Annotated in this window: 13 protein-coding genes; all 13 read right to left on the bottom strand. The window is 41.6% G+C overall.

Annotated elements, in window-relative coordinates:
* Window positions 1-5: 5 nt before the first annotated feature.
* Window positions 6-275 carry a K+/H+ antiporter subunit F gene (locus tag AC0L7Q_RS04850; RefSeq protein ID WP_008114565.1) on the bottom strand — a complete coding sequence of 90 codons (270 nt, stop codon included), beginning with the start codon at window positions 273-275 and terminating at the stop codon, window positions 6-8.
* Window positions 269-805: a Na+/H+ antiporter subunit E gene (locus AC0L7Q_RS04845; RefSeq protein ID WP_054202162.1), complete on the bottom strand. Its 537-nt coding sequence runs from the start codon at window positions 803-805 to the stop codon at window positions 269-271. Before AC0L7Q_RS04845 ends, AC0L7Q_RS04850 begins: the two co-directional genes overlap by 7 nt.
* Entirely contained in the window at window positions 805-2322 is a 1518-nt protein-coding gene (locus AC0L7Q_RS04840) for a monovalent cation/H+ antiporter subunit D (RefSeq protein ID WP_413401546.1), read from the bottom strand. The genes AC0L7Q_RS04845 and AC0L7Q_RS04840 overlap by 1 nt, the downstream gene beginning before the upstream one ends.
* On the bottom strand, window positions 2319-2666 hold the full coding sequence (locus AC0L7Q_RS04835) for a Na+/H+ antiporter subunit C (RefSeq protein ID WP_413401544.1): 348 nt from the start codon (window positions 2664-2666) through the stop codon (window positions 2319-2321). The genes AC0L7Q_RS04840 and AC0L7Q_RS04835 overlap by 4 nt, the downstream gene beginning before the upstream one ends.
* Window positions 2666-5458 (bottom strand): monovalent cation/H+ antiporter subunit A, encoded by a 2793-nt coding sequence (locus AC0L7Q_RS04830; protein WP_413401542.1) that lies wholly within the window; start codon window positions 5456-5458, stop codon window positions 2666-2668. Before AC0L7Q_RS04830 ends, AC0L7Q_RS04835 begins: the two co-directional genes overlap by 1 nt.
* A gap of 254 nt (window positions 5459-5712) precedes the next feature.
* Window positions 5713-6852: a hypothetical protein gene (locus AC0L7Q_RS04825; protein WP_409425046.1), complete on the bottom strand. Its 1140-nt coding sequence runs from the start codon at window positions 6850-6852 to the stop codon at window positions 5713-5715.
* The gene (gene nlpI / locus AC0L7Q_RS04820) at window positions 6836-7708 is read right to left on the bottom strand and encodes a lipoprotein NlpI (RefSeq protein WP_413401540.1); all 873 of its coding nucleotides are present in this window, start codon (window positions 7706-7708) and stop codon (window positions 6836-6838) included. The genes AC0L7Q_RS04825 and nlpI overlap by 17 nt, the downstream gene beginning before the upstream one ends.
* Before the next feature lie 348 nt (window positions 7709-8056).
* Window positions 8057-10183: a polyribonucleotide nucleotidyltransferase gene (pnp, locus tag AC0L7Q_RS04815; protein WP_413401539.1), complete on the bottom strand. Its 2127-nt coding sequence runs from the start codon at window positions 10181-10183 to the stop codon at window positions 8057-8059.
* A gap of 350 nt (window positions 10184-10533) precedes the next feature.
* The gene (gene rpsO, locus AC0L7Q_RS04810; RefSeq protein ID WP_006793376.1) at window positions 10534-10803 is read right to left on the bottom strand and encodes a 30S ribosomal protein S15; all 270 of its coding nucleotides are present in this window, start codon (window positions 10801-10803) and stop codon (window positions 10534-10536) included.
* A gap of 109 nt (window positions 10804-10912) precedes the next feature.
* Window positions 10913-11857: a tRNA pseudouridine(55) synthase TruB gene (gene truB / locus AC0L7Q_RS04805; protein WP_413401536.1), complete on the bottom strand. Its 945-nt coding sequence runs from the start codon at window positions 11855-11857 to the stop codon at window positions 10913-10915.
* Window positions 11857-12264, bottom strand: a complete 408-nt coding sequence (gene rbfA, locus AC0L7Q_RS04800; RefSeq protein ID WP_008114546.1) for a 30S ribosome-binding factor RbfA — start codon at window positions 12262-12264, stop codon at window positions 11857-11859. The genes truB and rbfA overlap by 1 nt, the downstream gene beginning before the upstream one ends.
* 157 nt (window positions 12265-12421) lie before the next feature.
* Window positions 12422-15079 carry a translation initiation factor IF-2 gene (infB, locus tag AC0L7Q_RS04795; RefSeq protein ID WP_054202155.1) on the bottom strand — a complete coding sequence of 886 codons (2658 nt, stop codon included), beginning with the start codon at window positions 15077-15079 and terminating at the stop codon, window positions 12422-12424.
* 25 nt (window positions 15080-15104) lie between these two features.
* The gene (nusA, locus tag AC0L7Q_RS04790) at window positions 15105-16604 is read right to left on the bottom strand and encodes a transcription termination factor NusA (protein WP_010391392.1); all 1500 of its coding nucleotides are present in this window, start codon (window positions 16602-16604) and stop codon (window positions 15105-15107) included.
* Window positions 16605-16619: the final 15 nt, after the last annotated feature.

The following is a 16619-nucleotide window of genomic DNA, read 5'->3' as shown; positions in this document are numbered from 1 at the left end:
ATACCTTACTCAATTATGTCGCCACGAAGTAAATACTTACATACAGCTACCGTACTTATAAACCCAAGCATGGCAATAAGTAAGGCTGCTTCAAAGTACAGCCCCGTGCCCATGCTAATGCTATATAAAATAATCAGTGCAATCACGTTAATGTACATAGTATCGAGCGCTAAAATACGATCCGGTACTGATGGGCCAATAATAAGTCGCCATAAATTAAGTAATAACGACAATCCAACCATTGAAAAAACAATCAGTAATACTGTATCTAACATTGAAATATCTCCTTTAGGGGAGCTTCGTAACGTGCTTTAATTTGTTTAATAAGCGCTTGCTCATCATCTAAATCTAACACGTGAATTAATAAATAACGCTGTACCGGTTCATCGTCTTCATTAAGCGATTTAATCAGCGGGTAAACCTCGGCACTTACCGTACCCGGCGTTAAAGACACGCAGCTTGCTAAAATAGTAATTGGCATTTCATGCATTAAATCTATAGGCACTTTAACAAAGCCTGGACGCAGATTTTTTGAAGGACCCAGTATTAATAATGCCACTTGTAAATTAGCCACTATAATATCGTAAAGTACGATTAGTAATTGCTTAAGTGCCAGCCCCGGCTTTAAAATTAGCGGTTGCGGATCTCTAAACGACATACTAAATAATGGTATTAACAACGCGAGTAACGCCCCTAATATAATATGCCCTACCGACACACTGTTATTTAACAAGAGCCATACTATAAATAAAAATAGACTACGAAACGGCGTAGGTAACCAACCAAAACGAGCTTGTAAGCGCATTACATACCTCCCTTAAGTACCGCATTAATACCACCACTAATATCGTGAAGCTGTGTTGCCGCCTCGAGGGCGTATTGTGTTGCCACATCACCAAAAATAACCAGCAGTATTGAACTTGCTAATAAACCAACTAACACGGTCGCTTGTAGCGGGTGGGCATTGGCAACATCGCTAGCATCACCTGTTTTGTCTTTACGTTCCCAAAACAAACTAGTACCCGCACGTGATATAGCCACAATTAGCGCTAAGCTCATAATTAAGTAAACAGGCCAAAATACCAAGGCTTGTTCGCTATTTAAGGTCGTTTTTAAAATCCAAATTTTGCCAACAAAGCCCGAGAAAGGTGGCATACCAATAACGGTTAAACCGGCAATAATAAAACACGCACCTAATAAAAATGGTTGTTTTACTGCGCGTCCGCCGACCAATCGATCTCCAACTTTACCTCGTTGTGTTGCAATTAAATCAGCAACTAAAAATAGCGCAGCAGTCACTAACGTTGAATGCACTAAATAGTAAAGCAATGCAGCGGTGGCATTTATGTTTTGTAGTGCGACTAATGCCACTAACGTCCCTACAGAAACCAATACTAAATTAGCGGTAAGCTTACGTAGGTCTTGTGCTGCCAATACCCCTATTGCGCCAATCACTATGGTGGCAATAGCCAGCGCCCATAACCAAGACTGCGCCATATGTTCAAGTTCGCCAGCTTGTTCACCAAAAATCACCGTGTATACACGTAAGGTCGCATAAACACCAACTTTGGTCATAATCGCAAATAATGCAGCAACCACAGGTGTGGCACTTGAGTAGGCGTTTGGTAACCATAAATGCAATGGTAATAACGCACTTTTGAGTGCAAACACCACCAATAACAGTAAACCACCTGCCTTCGCTAAATAAACATCATCGCCGCTTAGCTGCGGTACTTTATTGGCCATATCAGCAATATTTAAGGTACCCAATACTCCATATAAAATACCTAAACCAATCAAGAACACGCTTGAGCCGACTAAATTTAAAATAACATAATGCAGTGCTGCGCGCGTTTTGGGTTTACCGCCACCGTGCATTAACAGCGCATAAGAGGCAATTAATAACACTTCAAAAAATACGAAGACGTTAAATAAATCCCCGGTTAAAAATGCACCATTTACCCCTAATATTAAAAAATGAATTAAAGGATGGAAAAAGCTACCTTGTTCATCATCACCAGCACAGCCATACAAAGCCACGCCAGCCCCTAAAAAGGCGGTTAAAGTGACTAACAAGGTCGAGAGCATATCTGCAACAAGTACAATACCAAACGGCGCAGACCAGTTACCAATTGCATAAACAATAATCCCGTTATCTTTAACCTGAATTAGCAGTAATACCGTAACTGCAAAGGTTAAAATAGCCATTAAGCAAGACATAAATCGGCGTGCAAATAAGCTTTTGCCACACGGTGGAAGTAGCAAAATAATTGCCGCTAACATTGGCAGTAAAACAGGCAAGGACGCTAAATGCTGAATCATTTTCTCTCCTTGTGTTTATTTTTAGTTAGGGTGCCATCAACATGGTCGTTGCCTAAATCTGCTCGGCCACGAATAGATAAAATAACCACAAACGCAGTCATCGCAAAGCCAATTACAATGGCTGTTAACACTAAGGCTTGTGGTAGCGGATCAGCGTAATCAGCACCAGTCCCTAGTACCACGGCTTTATTAATTGTTAAGCGCCCTGATGAGAATAAAAACAAATTAACCGCGTAAGAAATCATTGTCAGCCCCAGTACTACTGGGAATGTACGCGCTCTTAGTAATAAAAACACGCCACAGGTGACTAGCACGCCAACGCAAGATGCGTATAACAGTTCCATTAAATATTTACCTCTTCTTTCTCTGCATTCGCTGTCATATTACCTAAGCTCGCAAGGATCATCAGCGTAGCGCCAACAACAGTTAAGTACACGCCCAAATCAAATACAATGGCGCTGGCAAGCTCTGTTTTCCCAACAAACGGAATATCAAAGTAATCAAACCAGGTAGTTAAAAATGGCTTATCAAAGAACCAGCTTCCCACACCTGTAAACATGGCAATAGCAATGCCTGATGCGATAATTTTGCGATAGTTAACATCAAAGCGTTCATTTATCCACGCAGTACCATGTGCCATATATTGTAAAATAAAGGCAATAGAAGTTACGAGACCTGCTATAAAGCCACCTCCAGGTAAGTTATGACCGCGTAGGAAAATATAAGCAGATACTAATAGCGCTAATGGCAGTAAGCTTTGAGAAATACAAGCCAATAAAATAGGATGGCGATCTTTAGACCATGGACGCCCTTCACTATCGCTCGCAGGCATATAAAGTGGAATTCTTGATAGCAGTTTAAATATACCCAGTGCAGCAATACCTAACACAGTAATTTCACCTAAGGTATCAAAGCCCCTAAAATCAACCAAAATAACATTAACCACGTTAGTACCACCACCGCCGGTTTTGGCGTTAGCAATAAAGAACTCAGAAATTGAATCAAGCGGTCGAGTCAGTAAAGCGTAACAAATACTGGCAATAATCACCCCTACGGTAGAGGAAATAACCACATCACGTAAAATGCGTAACGAGCTTGACTCTCTCGGTGTACTTTGCGGTAAGAAAAACAGCGCCAACATTAATAGTATAATAGTGGCTACTTCTACAGTAAGTTGCGTTAAGGCCAAGTCAGGCGCTGAAAAACGGGTAAACGCCACCGACACCATTAGTCCCACAATCGACAGCATTAATAACGACACCATTCGAATTCGATGCCAAATAACGGTAGCAATTGCACCGATTATGAGTAGTCCTGCACCAATTGCGTTTTGAATATCAACCGGAGTATTAGGCACGCTACCAGCTAGCTGCTTCATTTCAAATAATGGCCAACCAGAGGCAAGTAATACAACGCCTAACATTATAAATACATAACGTTGCAATGAGCCATTTTCTGTTGATTGGATTTTGTGTTGACACCAATTGACCACTACCGCTAAAAAACGCTCGAAGATTTTTTTAGCGTTAAAAGGAGGTAACGACGCTTGGAACTGGAACAAGTACTTTCGATTAACGTAAATAAATAAACCACCAATTACCGCCATACCACTCATAAGTAGAGGTAAATTGAAACCATGCCAAATAGTCAATTTATACTCAGGCATTGCTTCACCAAGTACAGCTAGTGACGCGGCTGATAAAATACCGTCAACGACAAAGTGTGGAAAAATACCCACTAAAATACACAGTACCACTAAGATTTCTATAGGCACACGCATATAACGCGGTGCTTCATGAGGGGTACGTGGTAAATCAATAGGCTCACCATTAAAGAACACGTCATGAATAAAGCGTGATGAGTACGCCACCGACAACGCACCCGCTACAGTTGCCAGCACTGGGATTAGCCACGACATTGAGCCAAGTACCTGCTGATGCAGTGTCTCAGCAAAGAACATCTCTTTTGATAAGAAACCATTTAACAACGGTACACCAGCCATAGCGGCAGCAGCCACCATCGCCAAGGTAGCCGTATAGGGTAAGTAGCGCCACATGCCATTGAGTTTACGCATATCACGAGTACCGGTTTCATGATCAATAATGCCGGTTGCCATAAATAACGACGCTTTAAACGTCGCGTGGTTAATAATATGAAAAATAGCGGCAACGGTCGCAAGCTGTGTATCTAGGCCTAGTAATAATGTAATTAAACCCAAATGACTAATCGTTGAATAGGCTAACAAGCCTTTTAAATCATGTTTGAATAACGCGATATAAGCGCCAAATAATAGCGTGGTTAAGCCGGTCAAACCGACTAATAAAAACCAGGTATCGGTACCCGCCAATGCGGGGTAAAAACGCGCAAGTAAAAAGATACCTGCTTTTACCATGGTGGCAGAGTGTAAATACGCACTAACCGGCGTAGGTGCAGCCATGGCATGCGGTAACCAAAAATGAAACGGAAATTGTGCAGATTTAGTAAAAGCACCTAATAATACGAGTACTAGTGCCAATTCATATAAGTCGTGAGATTGAATAATCGCTTTGCTAGCTAAAATGGTGTCTAAGTCGTAGCTTCCAACAATATCGCCTAACAACATTAAGCCACCGAGTAAGGCTAAACCACCGGCGCCAGTTACCGCTAATGCCATACGCGCCCCTTTGCGCGCCTCTGATTTATGCCACCAATAACTGATCAACAAGAACGAGCTAATACTGGTTAGTTCCCAAAACACCCATAACTGAATTACATTATTTGACATAACAATGCCTAGCATGGCGGTCATAAATAACATTAAATAGCTAAATAGTTTTGGCAATGAATCATTTTGACTTAGGTAATAACGGGCATACAAAATTACTAGTAACCCAATTCCTAGAATCATAAATAAAAACAGTAAACTCAACCCATCCAAGCGCAAGGAAATATCTAACCCTAAGGCTGGTATCCACTGTGCGCTAAAACGAATGGTTTCCCCCGCAAGAACCGCGGGCGCATGATAAAGTGTAATTGCAAGCGCGGCTAACGGCGCAATAGCCGTTAGGCTCGTTGCCTGATTTCGAGAAAGTTTGCCGGTGCATGCAGAAATAACACTGCCTAATAAGGATAACAGGGGTATCCAGAGCAAAGTCATAATGAAGGGCCTTTTTGAATCATAAAGTTTATCAATTCGCTACTTGTTATTATTAAATACCAAAGTGACTTGGGTATACGTTTTACGTCTGTTTTTTAACAACATTAATACATATAGTTATACTGATAAACGCAGTTTTTGTCTATAGAAAGCGCCGCTAGCGGGACAATAATCAAACAAAAATGCTTATAAATTAATGAACAGTAGCAAAATAAGCTCAGCTTTCAAACAGTTTACAGCGGAATATCAAATCACTAAAATCGTACAAATAAATGGGCATTAAGTGCTATGTGCTTTTGCCACAAAATACGATATTGCGCTGATAGGCCTAACTGCTGATATTGCATAATCGACCACAGTGCACTGGGCTTATAAGCAGTGCCGCCTTGTTGGCAACTTTGGCTTTTGTGCCACCCTTCAGGGGCATCTGATTTTTTTGCAATAAATAAGTTGGGAGCAACAAACCCATCAAGCTGACATAACCATGCTTGCTTTTTTACCGGTAAAGCGTACTCATCTTCAAAGCCATTAAAGTGCATTAACTCATGCAAAAATACCGCGTAGCTAGCCTGTGAATTAATATGCATTAAACCATTTTTTACACTGGCAGTACCTTGTTTGGGCATCATAATGGCAAAATCAAATCCAGTGGGAAGCTGCTTTTTAAGCGATGATTGCTGCCAATCGCACTTAGCACGCGAGGTTTCAGTGCTATTGCAGTTAATTGCATTACCCACATAAACTGGTTTTGAAAAACAAAAGGTTTTGGGGCTCGGCTCTGGGTTTTGAAAGTACGCGTTACGAAATTGATTGAGCCTGTATAAACCATCACGGTGATCACTCAGCATTAGTACATTAAATACACACTGCTTTTGTATCGCAACTTGCTCGCTTGCAAGTAAAAACCCTAACTTATTCATAAATGATACGCTTAAGGTTTCTATAGGTGCTTGTTGCTGTAATTGCAGGTGATAAAAAGCATCGCCTTCAGGAAGCTTATTTTTATTTTTAAGTAGCGCTAAATCCTGCCAACGCTGCTGAGAAAGTAACGAGTCGGCGAGTTTTTTTTGCTGTGCTTGTGTAATCTTATCCAAACTTGCTTGCCAAAATAGTTTAGCCGTTTCAGTTTGATTATTGCCTAATAATGACAACCCATAGCCATATTGGGCATCGGCTATTTTATTACGCGCTAGGGTCGCTAAGGCTGTGGAGGGTAATTGTAAAATGTGGTTTGCAAAGTAACGAGGGAATTGCCAGTAACTGTCAATCACATTGGCCTTGGCATGTAATACTTGCCAAAAGCCAATGCTATTTTGTTTATTACTCGAGCCGCTGATAAAGCTAGCGCACAGTAATAAAGCACTTAATTTTAAATAATTAGCCAGCGCTTTCACTGGCCATCAACTCAAGCTCTAAACGCGCATACTTATATTCTATAAATTCATGTACGTTCGTTGCTAGTGCCAATTTAAAGTAATCTGTGGCAATTGAAAGCTCGCCTGCGGCTTGGTGCTGTTTAGCTAAGTAAAAATAAGCTTCACATAAACGCTGAGCATATTCTTGTTGCGAACTTACACCATCGGCTATGCCTGAAAAAAATGCTTTTTCACTCAAATCACCCACATACAAAGCAATAAGCTGATACGCCCATTCATTTTCATCAAGGGCCGCCGCATTGGCTTTTAACGCAGCGATTGCTGCGGTTTTATCTTGTGCTGCTTGGGCTAAATAAAGCCACAATACACGGTAAGGATCATTAGGAGAGCGCTGTAAAAACGTTTTAAAGTCATCCTTTGCAAGCATCGCTCTATCGCCATAGTACAAGGCAATACCACGATTTAAATACGCATATTCATGCTCTTGATCTAGCTCAATAGCTGAGTCAAAGTACTCGTACGCTTTTTCGTATTGCTGCATCAAGGTATGCTGAATACCCAAAAAGTTATACACTTCAGCCAAATCAGGCTTAAGTTTAACCGCTCGGTTAAAATCAATTCGCGATAAAGTCGTCATGCCTAAGCTATCAAACAGTACTCCACGGTCATAATAGAGCTTTGCTTGTTGCTCTTTACTCAAATCAGCTCTGTTTAATAGTTCTGAAAAACGTGCAATGGCAATTTCATTTCTAAAATCTGATGCAAGCGGTGCAGTAAATGGCACGTTAATAATAGCAGCGGGTTTAGTAGTAGCCTGACAAGCGCTTAAAGACAAAATAGCAAAAGATGCCAAGGCTAAATGTTTAAGTCTCATTAAAATCCTTAATACCGAGGTAAGTAGCAAATAGATAAGACATAAGCTGTCTTGTAAGGTTCATTCCTGTTATGTGTTATTAATACCAACCGGCATAAATATTTGAACAATTTAACGAATTAAATACCCCTATAACGTTGTTAAAATCTTTTCATTTAGAACAACTAGATATCAAAAATTTTGCCTAGTTATAGAGCAATTTTCTTATCGTTAAAATAAGTCCCATATCCAAGCAGGTTGGTATAAGTGTGATGAACACAATTGATTGCTGACATTAAAGCATAAAAAAAGGGGCTAAACAGCCCCTTTTTATACTATCCAGTAATTATCTGGATGAAAGATTAGCAATTAAGCGTCTTTAGACTCGTCAGCTGCAGGTGCTGCTGATTCCATTGCTTCTTTAATACTTAGACGTACACGGCCTTGACGGTCTACTTCTAGTACTTTAACTTTAACTTCCTGACCTTCACTAAGGTGATCAGCAACGTTGTTAACACGCTCAGTGCTGATTTGTGAGATATGCACTAGGCCATCTTTACCAGGAAGAATATTTACAAACGCACCGAAGTCTACGATACGTACAACTTTACCTTCGTAGATAGTACCTACTTCAAGCTCAGCAGTTAATTGCTCAATACGGCTAATTGCATTCGCTGCACTTTCACCGTCTGTAGCAGCAATCTTGATTGTGCCATCATCACCGATTTCAATCGTAGTGCCCGTTTCTTCAGTAAGTTGACGGATAGTTGCGCCACCTTTACCGATAACTTCTGCGATTTTCTTCTGTGGGATTTGCATCGTGTAAATACGTGGAGCAAACATAGACAGTTCTTCAGAAGGTGCAGAAATCGCTTCGTCCATCACACCTAGGATGTGTAAACGTGCAGCTTTCGCTTGTTTAAGCGCGATTTGCATGATTTCTTGTGTGATACCTTCAATTTTGATATCCATTTGTAGAGCAGTGATACCGTTAGTTGTACCCGCTACTTTAAAGTCCATGTCACCTAAGTGATCTTCATCACCTAAGATATCTGAAAGAACAACAAAGTTATCTTCTTCTTTAACTAAGCCCATTGCGATACCCGCAACTGAGGCTTTAATTGGAACACCTGCGTTCATAAGCGCTAGAGACGTACCACAAACCGATGCCATTGAAGATGAACCATTTGATTCAGTAATTTCAGATACAACACGGATTGAATATGGGAAGTCAGTCAATGTTGGCATTACTGCTTGAATACCACGCTTAGCTAGGTTACCGTGGCCGATTTCACGACGCTTAGGAGAACCAACAAAACCCGTTTCACCTACACAGAATGGAGGGAAGTTGTAGTTAAGCATAAAGTGGTTTTTGTGTGTGCCAGTTAAATCGTCGATTAACTGTGAATCACGTTCTGTACCAAGTGTTGCTGTTACTAATGCTTGCGTTTCACCACGTGTGAAGATTGCAGAGCCGTGAGTACGTGGAAGTACGCCCGTCATTACATCTAGAGCACGGATCATATCTGGTTCACGACCATCGATACGTTTTTCGCCAGCAGCGATACGGCCACGAACGATTTTCTTCTCAAGTGAACCGAATACTTTACCTACTTCTTGCTTATCAAGCGTTTCGCCTTCAGCAAGTTCGCTTGTTAGTGCTTCAACAACCGCATCTTTTGCAGCAGTTAATGCTTCTTTACGCGCTACCTTATCAGTAATACGGTAAGCTTCGCCTACTTTATCAGCAGCAAGTGTTGCTACTTTCTCTTCTAATGCAACGTTTTTCTCAGGTGCAGTCCAATCCCACGTAGGCTTGCCTGCTTCTGCTTTAAATTCGTTAATTGCATTGATGATTGACTGTGATTGCTCATGGCCGTACACAACCGCACCTAGCATTACGTCTTCAGCAAGAACGTCTGCTTCTGATTCAACCATAAGTACTGCGTTATCAGTACCCGCAACAACTAAATCAAGTTGGCTTTCTTCAAGCTCTTTTAGTGTCGGGTTAAGTACGTATTCACCGTTTATGTAACCAACACGTGATGCACCAATTGGACCGCTGAACGGGATACCAGAGATAGCAAGTGCTGCTGATGTACCAATCATCGCAACCATATCAGGTTGGATTTCAGGGTTTACAGAAACAACTGTAGCAATAACTTGTACTTCGTTTACGAAACCATTAGGGAAAAGTGGACGAATTGGACGGTCAATAAGACGTGCAATAAGTGTTTCGCCATCGTTAGGACGACCTTCACGCTTAAGGAAACCACCTGGGATACGACCCGCAGCGTACATACGCTCTTGGTAGTTAACTGTTAGTGGGAAGAAGTCTTGACCTGGTTGAGCTTCACGCTTACCAACAACCGTTACTAGTACTGACGTGTCGCCAATGCTTGCTAGTACTGCGCCGTCAGCTTGACGAGCGATAGCACCTGTTTCTAGTGTCACTGTGTGTTGACCTAGTTGAAATTCTTTTATAATTGCTTGCACTTAAAATATTCCTTAAATGTATTTTTAGTATTAATTAAGTTTTCATCAAAGTACCAATTACAGTACATAATTGTATTCAGTTGGAAATCAATTAAGTACTACAATTGGCAATGATGTAAATAACCGTAAATAAACCTTTTTATCTACGCGCCATAGTATATAACAAAGTCAGGTAAAATTGCGAGCTTAGTCCAGAGATAAACGTGATGCTAAATTATGTACTTTGCTGTTACTTACAATGTGGCTTTTAGCTTATATTTCAAGGGTATTAATCGATGTGGGTAGTGAGCATGAGGAAATTTAGACACAAAAAAAGGAGCTAAAAAGCTCCCCTTTTGATAATCAAGTTCTTAGCGACGTAGGCCAAGCTCTTTGATTAACGCAGTGTAACGCGAGATATCTTTACCTTTAAGGTAATCAAGCAGTTTACGGCGAGTGCTTACTTTACGAAGCAGACCACGACGTGAGTGGAAGTCATGCTTGTGATCAGCGAAGTGACCTTGAAGCTTGTTGATATCAAAAGTAAGTAATGCTACTTGTACTTCAGGTGAACCAGTGTCGCCTTCAGCGCGTGCGAATTTAGCAATGATATCGATTTTTTCTTGATTGCTTAGTGACATAATAACTCCAAAAGTTAAATTTAATAGGTGCTTTAGCCGATCACTAATTCAGCCAAAACGATTAAGCGGGCGTATTCTACCAATTATCAGCATAACTACAAGTTAAACTTTACTCTGGTTGTTGATTAGACAAGCCGCGCTTTGATTTTAAATGGCCATCAGGATTACGTTCGCCCGTACCAATAAATATTCCATCAGCCAGTACCTTTATTGCACCTTCAGGTAGGGCTTTACCCAACACCACAGCTTGACCATGGCTAAATGCCATTCCCTGCTCTTTAGTAATTTCCACAACGGGTAAATCAACTAACGCGGTATCCATTGGCAATAATAGTTCGTCAAGATAAGTGGAAGGCGCAACGTCTTGTTCTTTCGCTTGATTTAATAACGCTTCTAACTGCTCAAGTGTGACCATTTTATCTGCAGGGTAATGCCCTACAGCACTACGATGCAGCATAATCACATGCGCGCCGCAGCCTAAGTTTTCACCTAAGTCATCAACGATAGTACGAATATACGTACCTTTAGATACATGTGCAGTCATTTGTATTTCGTTAGCTTGCTCATCAAACTCATCAAGCGTTAAGCTAAATACGTTAATTTTTCGACATTTGCGAGGAACTTCTATGCCTTCACGCGCATATTTATATAAAGGTTTGCCTTCATATTTAAGCGCGGAATACATTGATGGGTATTGGTCTGACTCACCTAAAAACTTAGCAACTTCTTCGTTTAGTAATTGGGAAGTAACATTCACATCGCGAGTTTCGACCACTTCGCCATCAGAGTCTGATGTGGTAGTACGTTCACCTAGCTTAGCTCGAACAACATAGGTTTTATCTGTATCGAGTAAAAACTGGGTAAACTTAGTCGCTTCACCAAAACAAATTGGCAGCATGCCGGTCGCAAGCGGATCAAGCGCACCTGTGTGCCCCGCCTTTTGCGCAAAATAAATACCTTTAGCCTGCTGTAATGCCTTGTTTGATGAAATGCCTTCTGGTTTGTTTAACAACAAAATACCATCAACTGGACGGCCTTTACTGCGTCTTGCCATTAGTCTTTAGTGCCTTCTTCGCTGTCATTTTCATCATCAACATGCTTAGCATTATCTTCACGAATGATAGAGTCCACTAAGTTAGAGATGCGCATCCCTTCCATTAATGAGTTATCAACCACAAATTTAAGCTCTGGCATAATACGTGCGCGAATACGTTTACCTAGTAACGAACGGATATAGCCCGTTGCTTCGTTCAGTACTTTTGCACTTTGTTTTGCTGCATTTTCGTCTTCAGTGTTAAACACGGTGATAAAAACTTTGGCATAAGATAAATCGCGCGATACTTCTACCGCAGACACTGTCACCATGCCTAAGCGCGGATCTTTAATTTCGCGTTGTAGAATCACAGCAATTTCTTTTTGAATTTGCTGAGCAACACGATCAGTGCGAGAAAATTCTCTCATTTCACTTTCCTAAAATTATAACTTATTGAAAAACAATAATAAGTTAACTAAATAATGGATACACAAATGGGGGCTTAGCCCCCATTTAAAATCTTAGCATAGGGTATGTTGGGCTATCGAGGTACGACCTTGAATGTCCAACACCACCTAACAACAATTAAAGACTACGTTGTACTTCAACTGTTTCAAATACTTCGATTTGGTCACCAACGCGAACGTCATTGTAGTTCTTAACGCCGATACCACATTCCATGCCGTTACGAACGTCTTGTACATCATCTTTAAAGCGACGTAATGACTCAAGTTCGCCTTCGTAAATAACCACGTTATCACGAAGTACACGAATTGGTGCGCTACGTTTGATAGTACCTTCAGTAACCATACAACCAGCAATTGCGCCAATTTTTGGAGACTTAAATACATCACGTACTTCAGCAAGACCAATGATCTCTTGTTTAAACTCAGGAGCAAGCATACCCGACATGGCTTGCTTAACTTCTTCGATAAGTGCGTAAATTACGCTGTAGTAACGAAGGTCTAAGTTTTCAGAGTCAATCACTTTACGCGCTGATGCATCGGCACGAACGTTAAAGCCAACTACGATTGCGTTAGACGCTGCAGCAAGAGTTGCATCTGTTTCTGTGATACCACCAACACCAGAACCAACAATCTTCACTTTTACTTCATCAGTAGAAAGTTTAGTTAGTGAGTCTGAAATTGCTTCAATTGAACCTTGAACGTCTGCTTTAAGTACCACGTTAACTTCAGACACGTCGCCTTCAGTCATGTTAGTAAACATGTTTTCAAGCTTCGCTTTTTGCTGACGCGCTAATTTAACATCGCGGAATTTACCTTGACGGTAAAGTGCAACTTCACGTGCTTTACGCTCGTCTTTAACTACTGTTGCTTCATCACCCGCTGCTGGAATACCAGAAAGACCTAAAATCTCAACAGGAATAGAAGGACCCGCAGATTTAATGTCTTTACCGTTTTCATCGCGCATTGCACGAACACGGCCATACTCAAGACCACATAATACAATGTCACCTTGGTTAAGCGTACCTGATTGAACAAGGATAGACGCTACTGGACCACGGCCTTTATCAAGACGTGATTCAATAACAACACCTGCAGCCATACCTTCGCTAGGTGCATTTAGTTCTAACAGCTCAGATTGCATTAATACTGCTTCTAAAAGGTCATCAATACCAAGACCTGTTTTAGCTGAGATGTGAACGTATTGCGTATCACCGCCCCAATCTTCTGGGATAACGTCTAGCTGAGCTAGCTCGTTTTTAACACGGTCTGGATCTGCGCCTTCTTTATCCATTTTGTTAACAGCAATGATTAAAGGAACGCCAGCTGCGCGAGCATGCTGTACCGCTTCTTTAGTTTGTGGCATTACACCATCATCGGCTGCAACTACTAGGATTACGATATCAGTCGCTTTTGCACCACGAGCACGCATAGATGTAAATGCGGCGTGACCCGGAGTATCTAAGAAAGTGATCATGTTGCCGTTAGTTTCAACGTGGTATGCACCAATGTGCTGCGTAATACCACCGGCTTCGCCTGAAGCAACTTTAGCTGAACGAATGTAATCAAGCGTTGACGTTTTACCGTGGTCAACGTGACCCATAACAGTTACTACTGGAGCACGAGGCTCAGATTTACCATCTTCGTGGCGGTCGTTAAGTACTGTTTGCTCTAATTCGTTTTCTTTAACGATGATAACTTTATGGCCCATTTCTTCTGCAACAAGTTGCGCAGTTTCTTGGTCAATAACTTGGTTAATCGTAACCATGTCACCCATTTTCATCATTGTTTTTACAACTTCAGCGCCTTTAACAGCCATGCGCGATGCAAGCTCAGCAACTGTAATTGTTTCACTAATACGCACTTCGTTTTTAACATCAGCCGTTGGTTTTTGGAAACCGTGCTGTAATGACGCTGGCGCTTTTAGCTTACCTTTTTTACCTTTAGACGCTGCAAATTTATCTTTTGCTGGCGCTTTTTTCTTTTTCTTCGCACGGCGTGAGCCTTGCTCTTCGCGAGCATCTGCTACATCTTCTGCTTCACGTGCGTAAGTTGAAGTCGTAAGGTGGTGATCCGCGGTTTCTTCGCGTTTCTTACGTTCTTCTTCTTCTTTCTTCCAGCGTGCTGAATTCTCTTCAGCTAGCTTTCTTGCCTCTTCTGCTTGACGTTTCGCTTCTTCTTCAGCTTTCTTCAATGCGGCCTCTTCTGCTTCTTTTTGCAGACGCTCAGCTTCGATGCGATCTTTCTCAGACTTAGCACTTTGCTCAGGGGTCATCTGCTGTTGTTTCGCTTTACGCTCAGCATCTGCTTTGCGTTTAGCTTCTTCTTTGGCTTTACGATCAGCGTCTTCTTTCGCTTTACGTTCTGCCTCTTGTTTCGCTTTCAATTCTGCGGCTTCTTGTTCAGCTTTTTGCTGCTCTTCAAGACGCGCTTTTTCTTCAGCGGCTAGACGTTGCTGTTCTTGCTCTTGCTCAACAGCACTTTTTTTCACGTAAGTGCGTGTTTTGCGAACTTCAACTTGCACAGCCTTTGCTTTACCCGTAGAGCCCGTCACACTTAATGTGCTTTTGCTCTTACGTTGCAATGTCATGCGCGCTGGACCTTCAGATCCAGTACCGCCATGTTGCTTGCTTAGGTGATCAAGTAACGTCGCTTTTTCAGCTTCTGTTACATTATCGCCTGCTTGTTTAGTAATACCGGCTTGTGAAAACTGCTGTAGTAATTTATCAACAGTTGTACCTATATCACCGGCTAGTTTTTCAACATTTACTTCTGCCATAGTCTCTAATACCTCCGTTAATAAATTACTCGTCTGCAAACCAACAAATATTACGTGCAGCCATAATTAGCTCGCCCGCTTTCTCTGCAGATAGCTCTGTAATATCTACAAGCTCATCAATGCCTTGCTCAGCTAAGTCTTCAAGTGTTACTACACCCTTACTTGCCATAACAAATGCTAAATGACGCTCTAAGCCTTCAAGCGCAAGTAAGTCTTCAGCAGGCTCAGCGCCTTCTAAGCTTTCTTCCGTTTTAAGGGCTTTCGTTGTTAATGCATCTTTTGCACGTGAACGTAATACGTCCACTGTTTCTTCATCTAAGCCGTCGATTTCTAAAAACTCAGAAGCAGGTACATACGCAACTTCTTCAAGTGTTGAGAAACCTTCGTTGATAAGTAATGACGCAAACTCGTCATCAATATCTAAGTTTTCAGTAAATAAGTTAATTAACTTATCTGACTCAGCTTCGTTCTTAGCGCGCATTTCATCAACGGTCATTACGTTTAATTCCCAGCCAGTTAGCTGGCTTGCTAAACGTACGTTTTGACCATTACGACCAATAGCTTGTGCTAAGTTATCTGCTTCAACAGCAATATCCATTGAGTGAGTGTCTTCATCCATTACGATTGAAGCCACTTCTGCTGGTGCCATTGCGTTAATAACAAACTGTGCAGGGTTGTCATCGTAAAGTACGATATCAACACGCTCACCGCCAAGTTCTGACGATACCGCTTGAACACGTGCGCCACGCATACCAACACACGCACCTACAGGATCTATACGCTTATCATTAGACTTAACTGCGATTTTAGCACGTGAACCAGGATCGCGAGCTGCGGCACGTAATTCAATCATTTCTTCGCCAATTTCTGGCACCTCAATGCGGAATAATTCCATCAGCATTTCTGGTTTAGAACGGGTTACAAATAACTGTGCACCACGTGCTTCTGGTTTAACTTCGTATAGAAGACCACGAATACGATCGCCTGGGCGGAAGTTTTCACGTGGCAGCATGTCGTCACGGTAAATAACCGCTTCTGCGTTGTTACCTAAATCAAGAACGATTGCATCACGCGTTGCTTTTTTAACAACACCTGTTACTAGCTCGCCTTGCTGATCTTTGTACGCTTCAACAACTAAGGCACGCTCTGCTTCACGTACTTTTTGTACGATTACTTGCTTAGCCATTTGTGTTGTTATGCGGTCAAATTTAATTGATTCAATCTGCTCTTCTACGTAGTCGCCCATTTTCAAGTCTGGTTCTTCAACTTGAGCAGCTTCTAACGTGATTTCGCTGTATGGATTCTCTAAAGAGCCATCTTCTAATACTTCAGCTATTTGCCAGCGACGGAATGTATCGTAATCGCCAGTTTTACGGTCAATTGCAACACGTACATCAATTTCACCATCATGCTTTTTCTTTGTCGCTGTCGCTAATGCGAACTCTAGAGCTTCAAAAATCTTTTCTTTTGGAACCGCTTTCTCATTGGAAACGGCTTCAGCAACCAATAATATCTCTTTTGCCATGGGTAATGCCTCGCT

It is taken from the genome of Pseudoalteromonas sp. KJ63-1 (assembly GCF_055808145.1).
Note: the sequence above shows the minus strand (reverse complement) of the source record. Positions and strands in the feature narration are given on the sequence as shown.

Coding starts and splice junctions, on each gene's coding strand:
- AC0L7Q_RS04850 (WP_008114565.1), bottom strand. CDS start 275: ATGTTAGATACAGTATTACTGATTGTTTTTTCAATGGTTGGATTGTCG.
- AC0L7Q_RS04845 (WP_054202162.1), bottom strand. CDS start 805: ATGCGCTTACAAGCTCGTTTTGGTTGGTTACCTACGCCGTTTCGTAGT.
- AC0L7Q_RS04840 (WP_413401546.1), bottom strand. CDS start 2,322: ATGATTCAGCATTTAGCGTCCTTGCCTGTTTTACTGCCAATGTTAGCG.
- AC0L7Q_RS04835 (WP_413401544.1), bottom strand. CDS start 2,666: ATGGAACTGTTATACGCATCTTGCGTTGGCGTGCTAGTCACCTGTGGC.
- AC0L7Q_RS04830 (WP_413401542.1), bottom strand. CDS start 5,458: ATGACTTTGCTCTGGATACCCCTGTTATCCTTATTAGGCAGTGTTATT.
- nlpI (WP_413401540.1), bottom strand. CDS start 7,708: ATGAGACTTAAACATTTAGCCTTGGCATCTTTTGCTATTTTGTCTTTA.
- rpsO (WP_006793376.1), bottom strand. CDS start 10,803: ATGTCACTAAGCAATCAAGAAAAAATCGATATCATTGCTAAATTCGCA.
- truB (WP_413401536.1), bottom strand. CDS start 11,857: ATGGCAAGACGCAGTAAAGGCCGTCCAGTTGATGGTATTTTGTTGTTA.
- rbfA (WP_008114546.1), bottom strand. CDS start 12,264: ATGAGAGAATTTTCTCGCACTGATCGTGTTGCTCAGCAAATTCAAAAA.
- infB (WP_054202155.1), bottom strand. CDS start 15,079: ATGGCAGAAGTAAATGTTGAAAAACTAGCCGGTGATATAGGTACAACT.
- nusA (WP_010391392.1), bottom strand. CDS start 16,604: ATGGCAAAAGAGATATTATTGGTTGCTGAAGCCGTTTCCAATGAGAAA.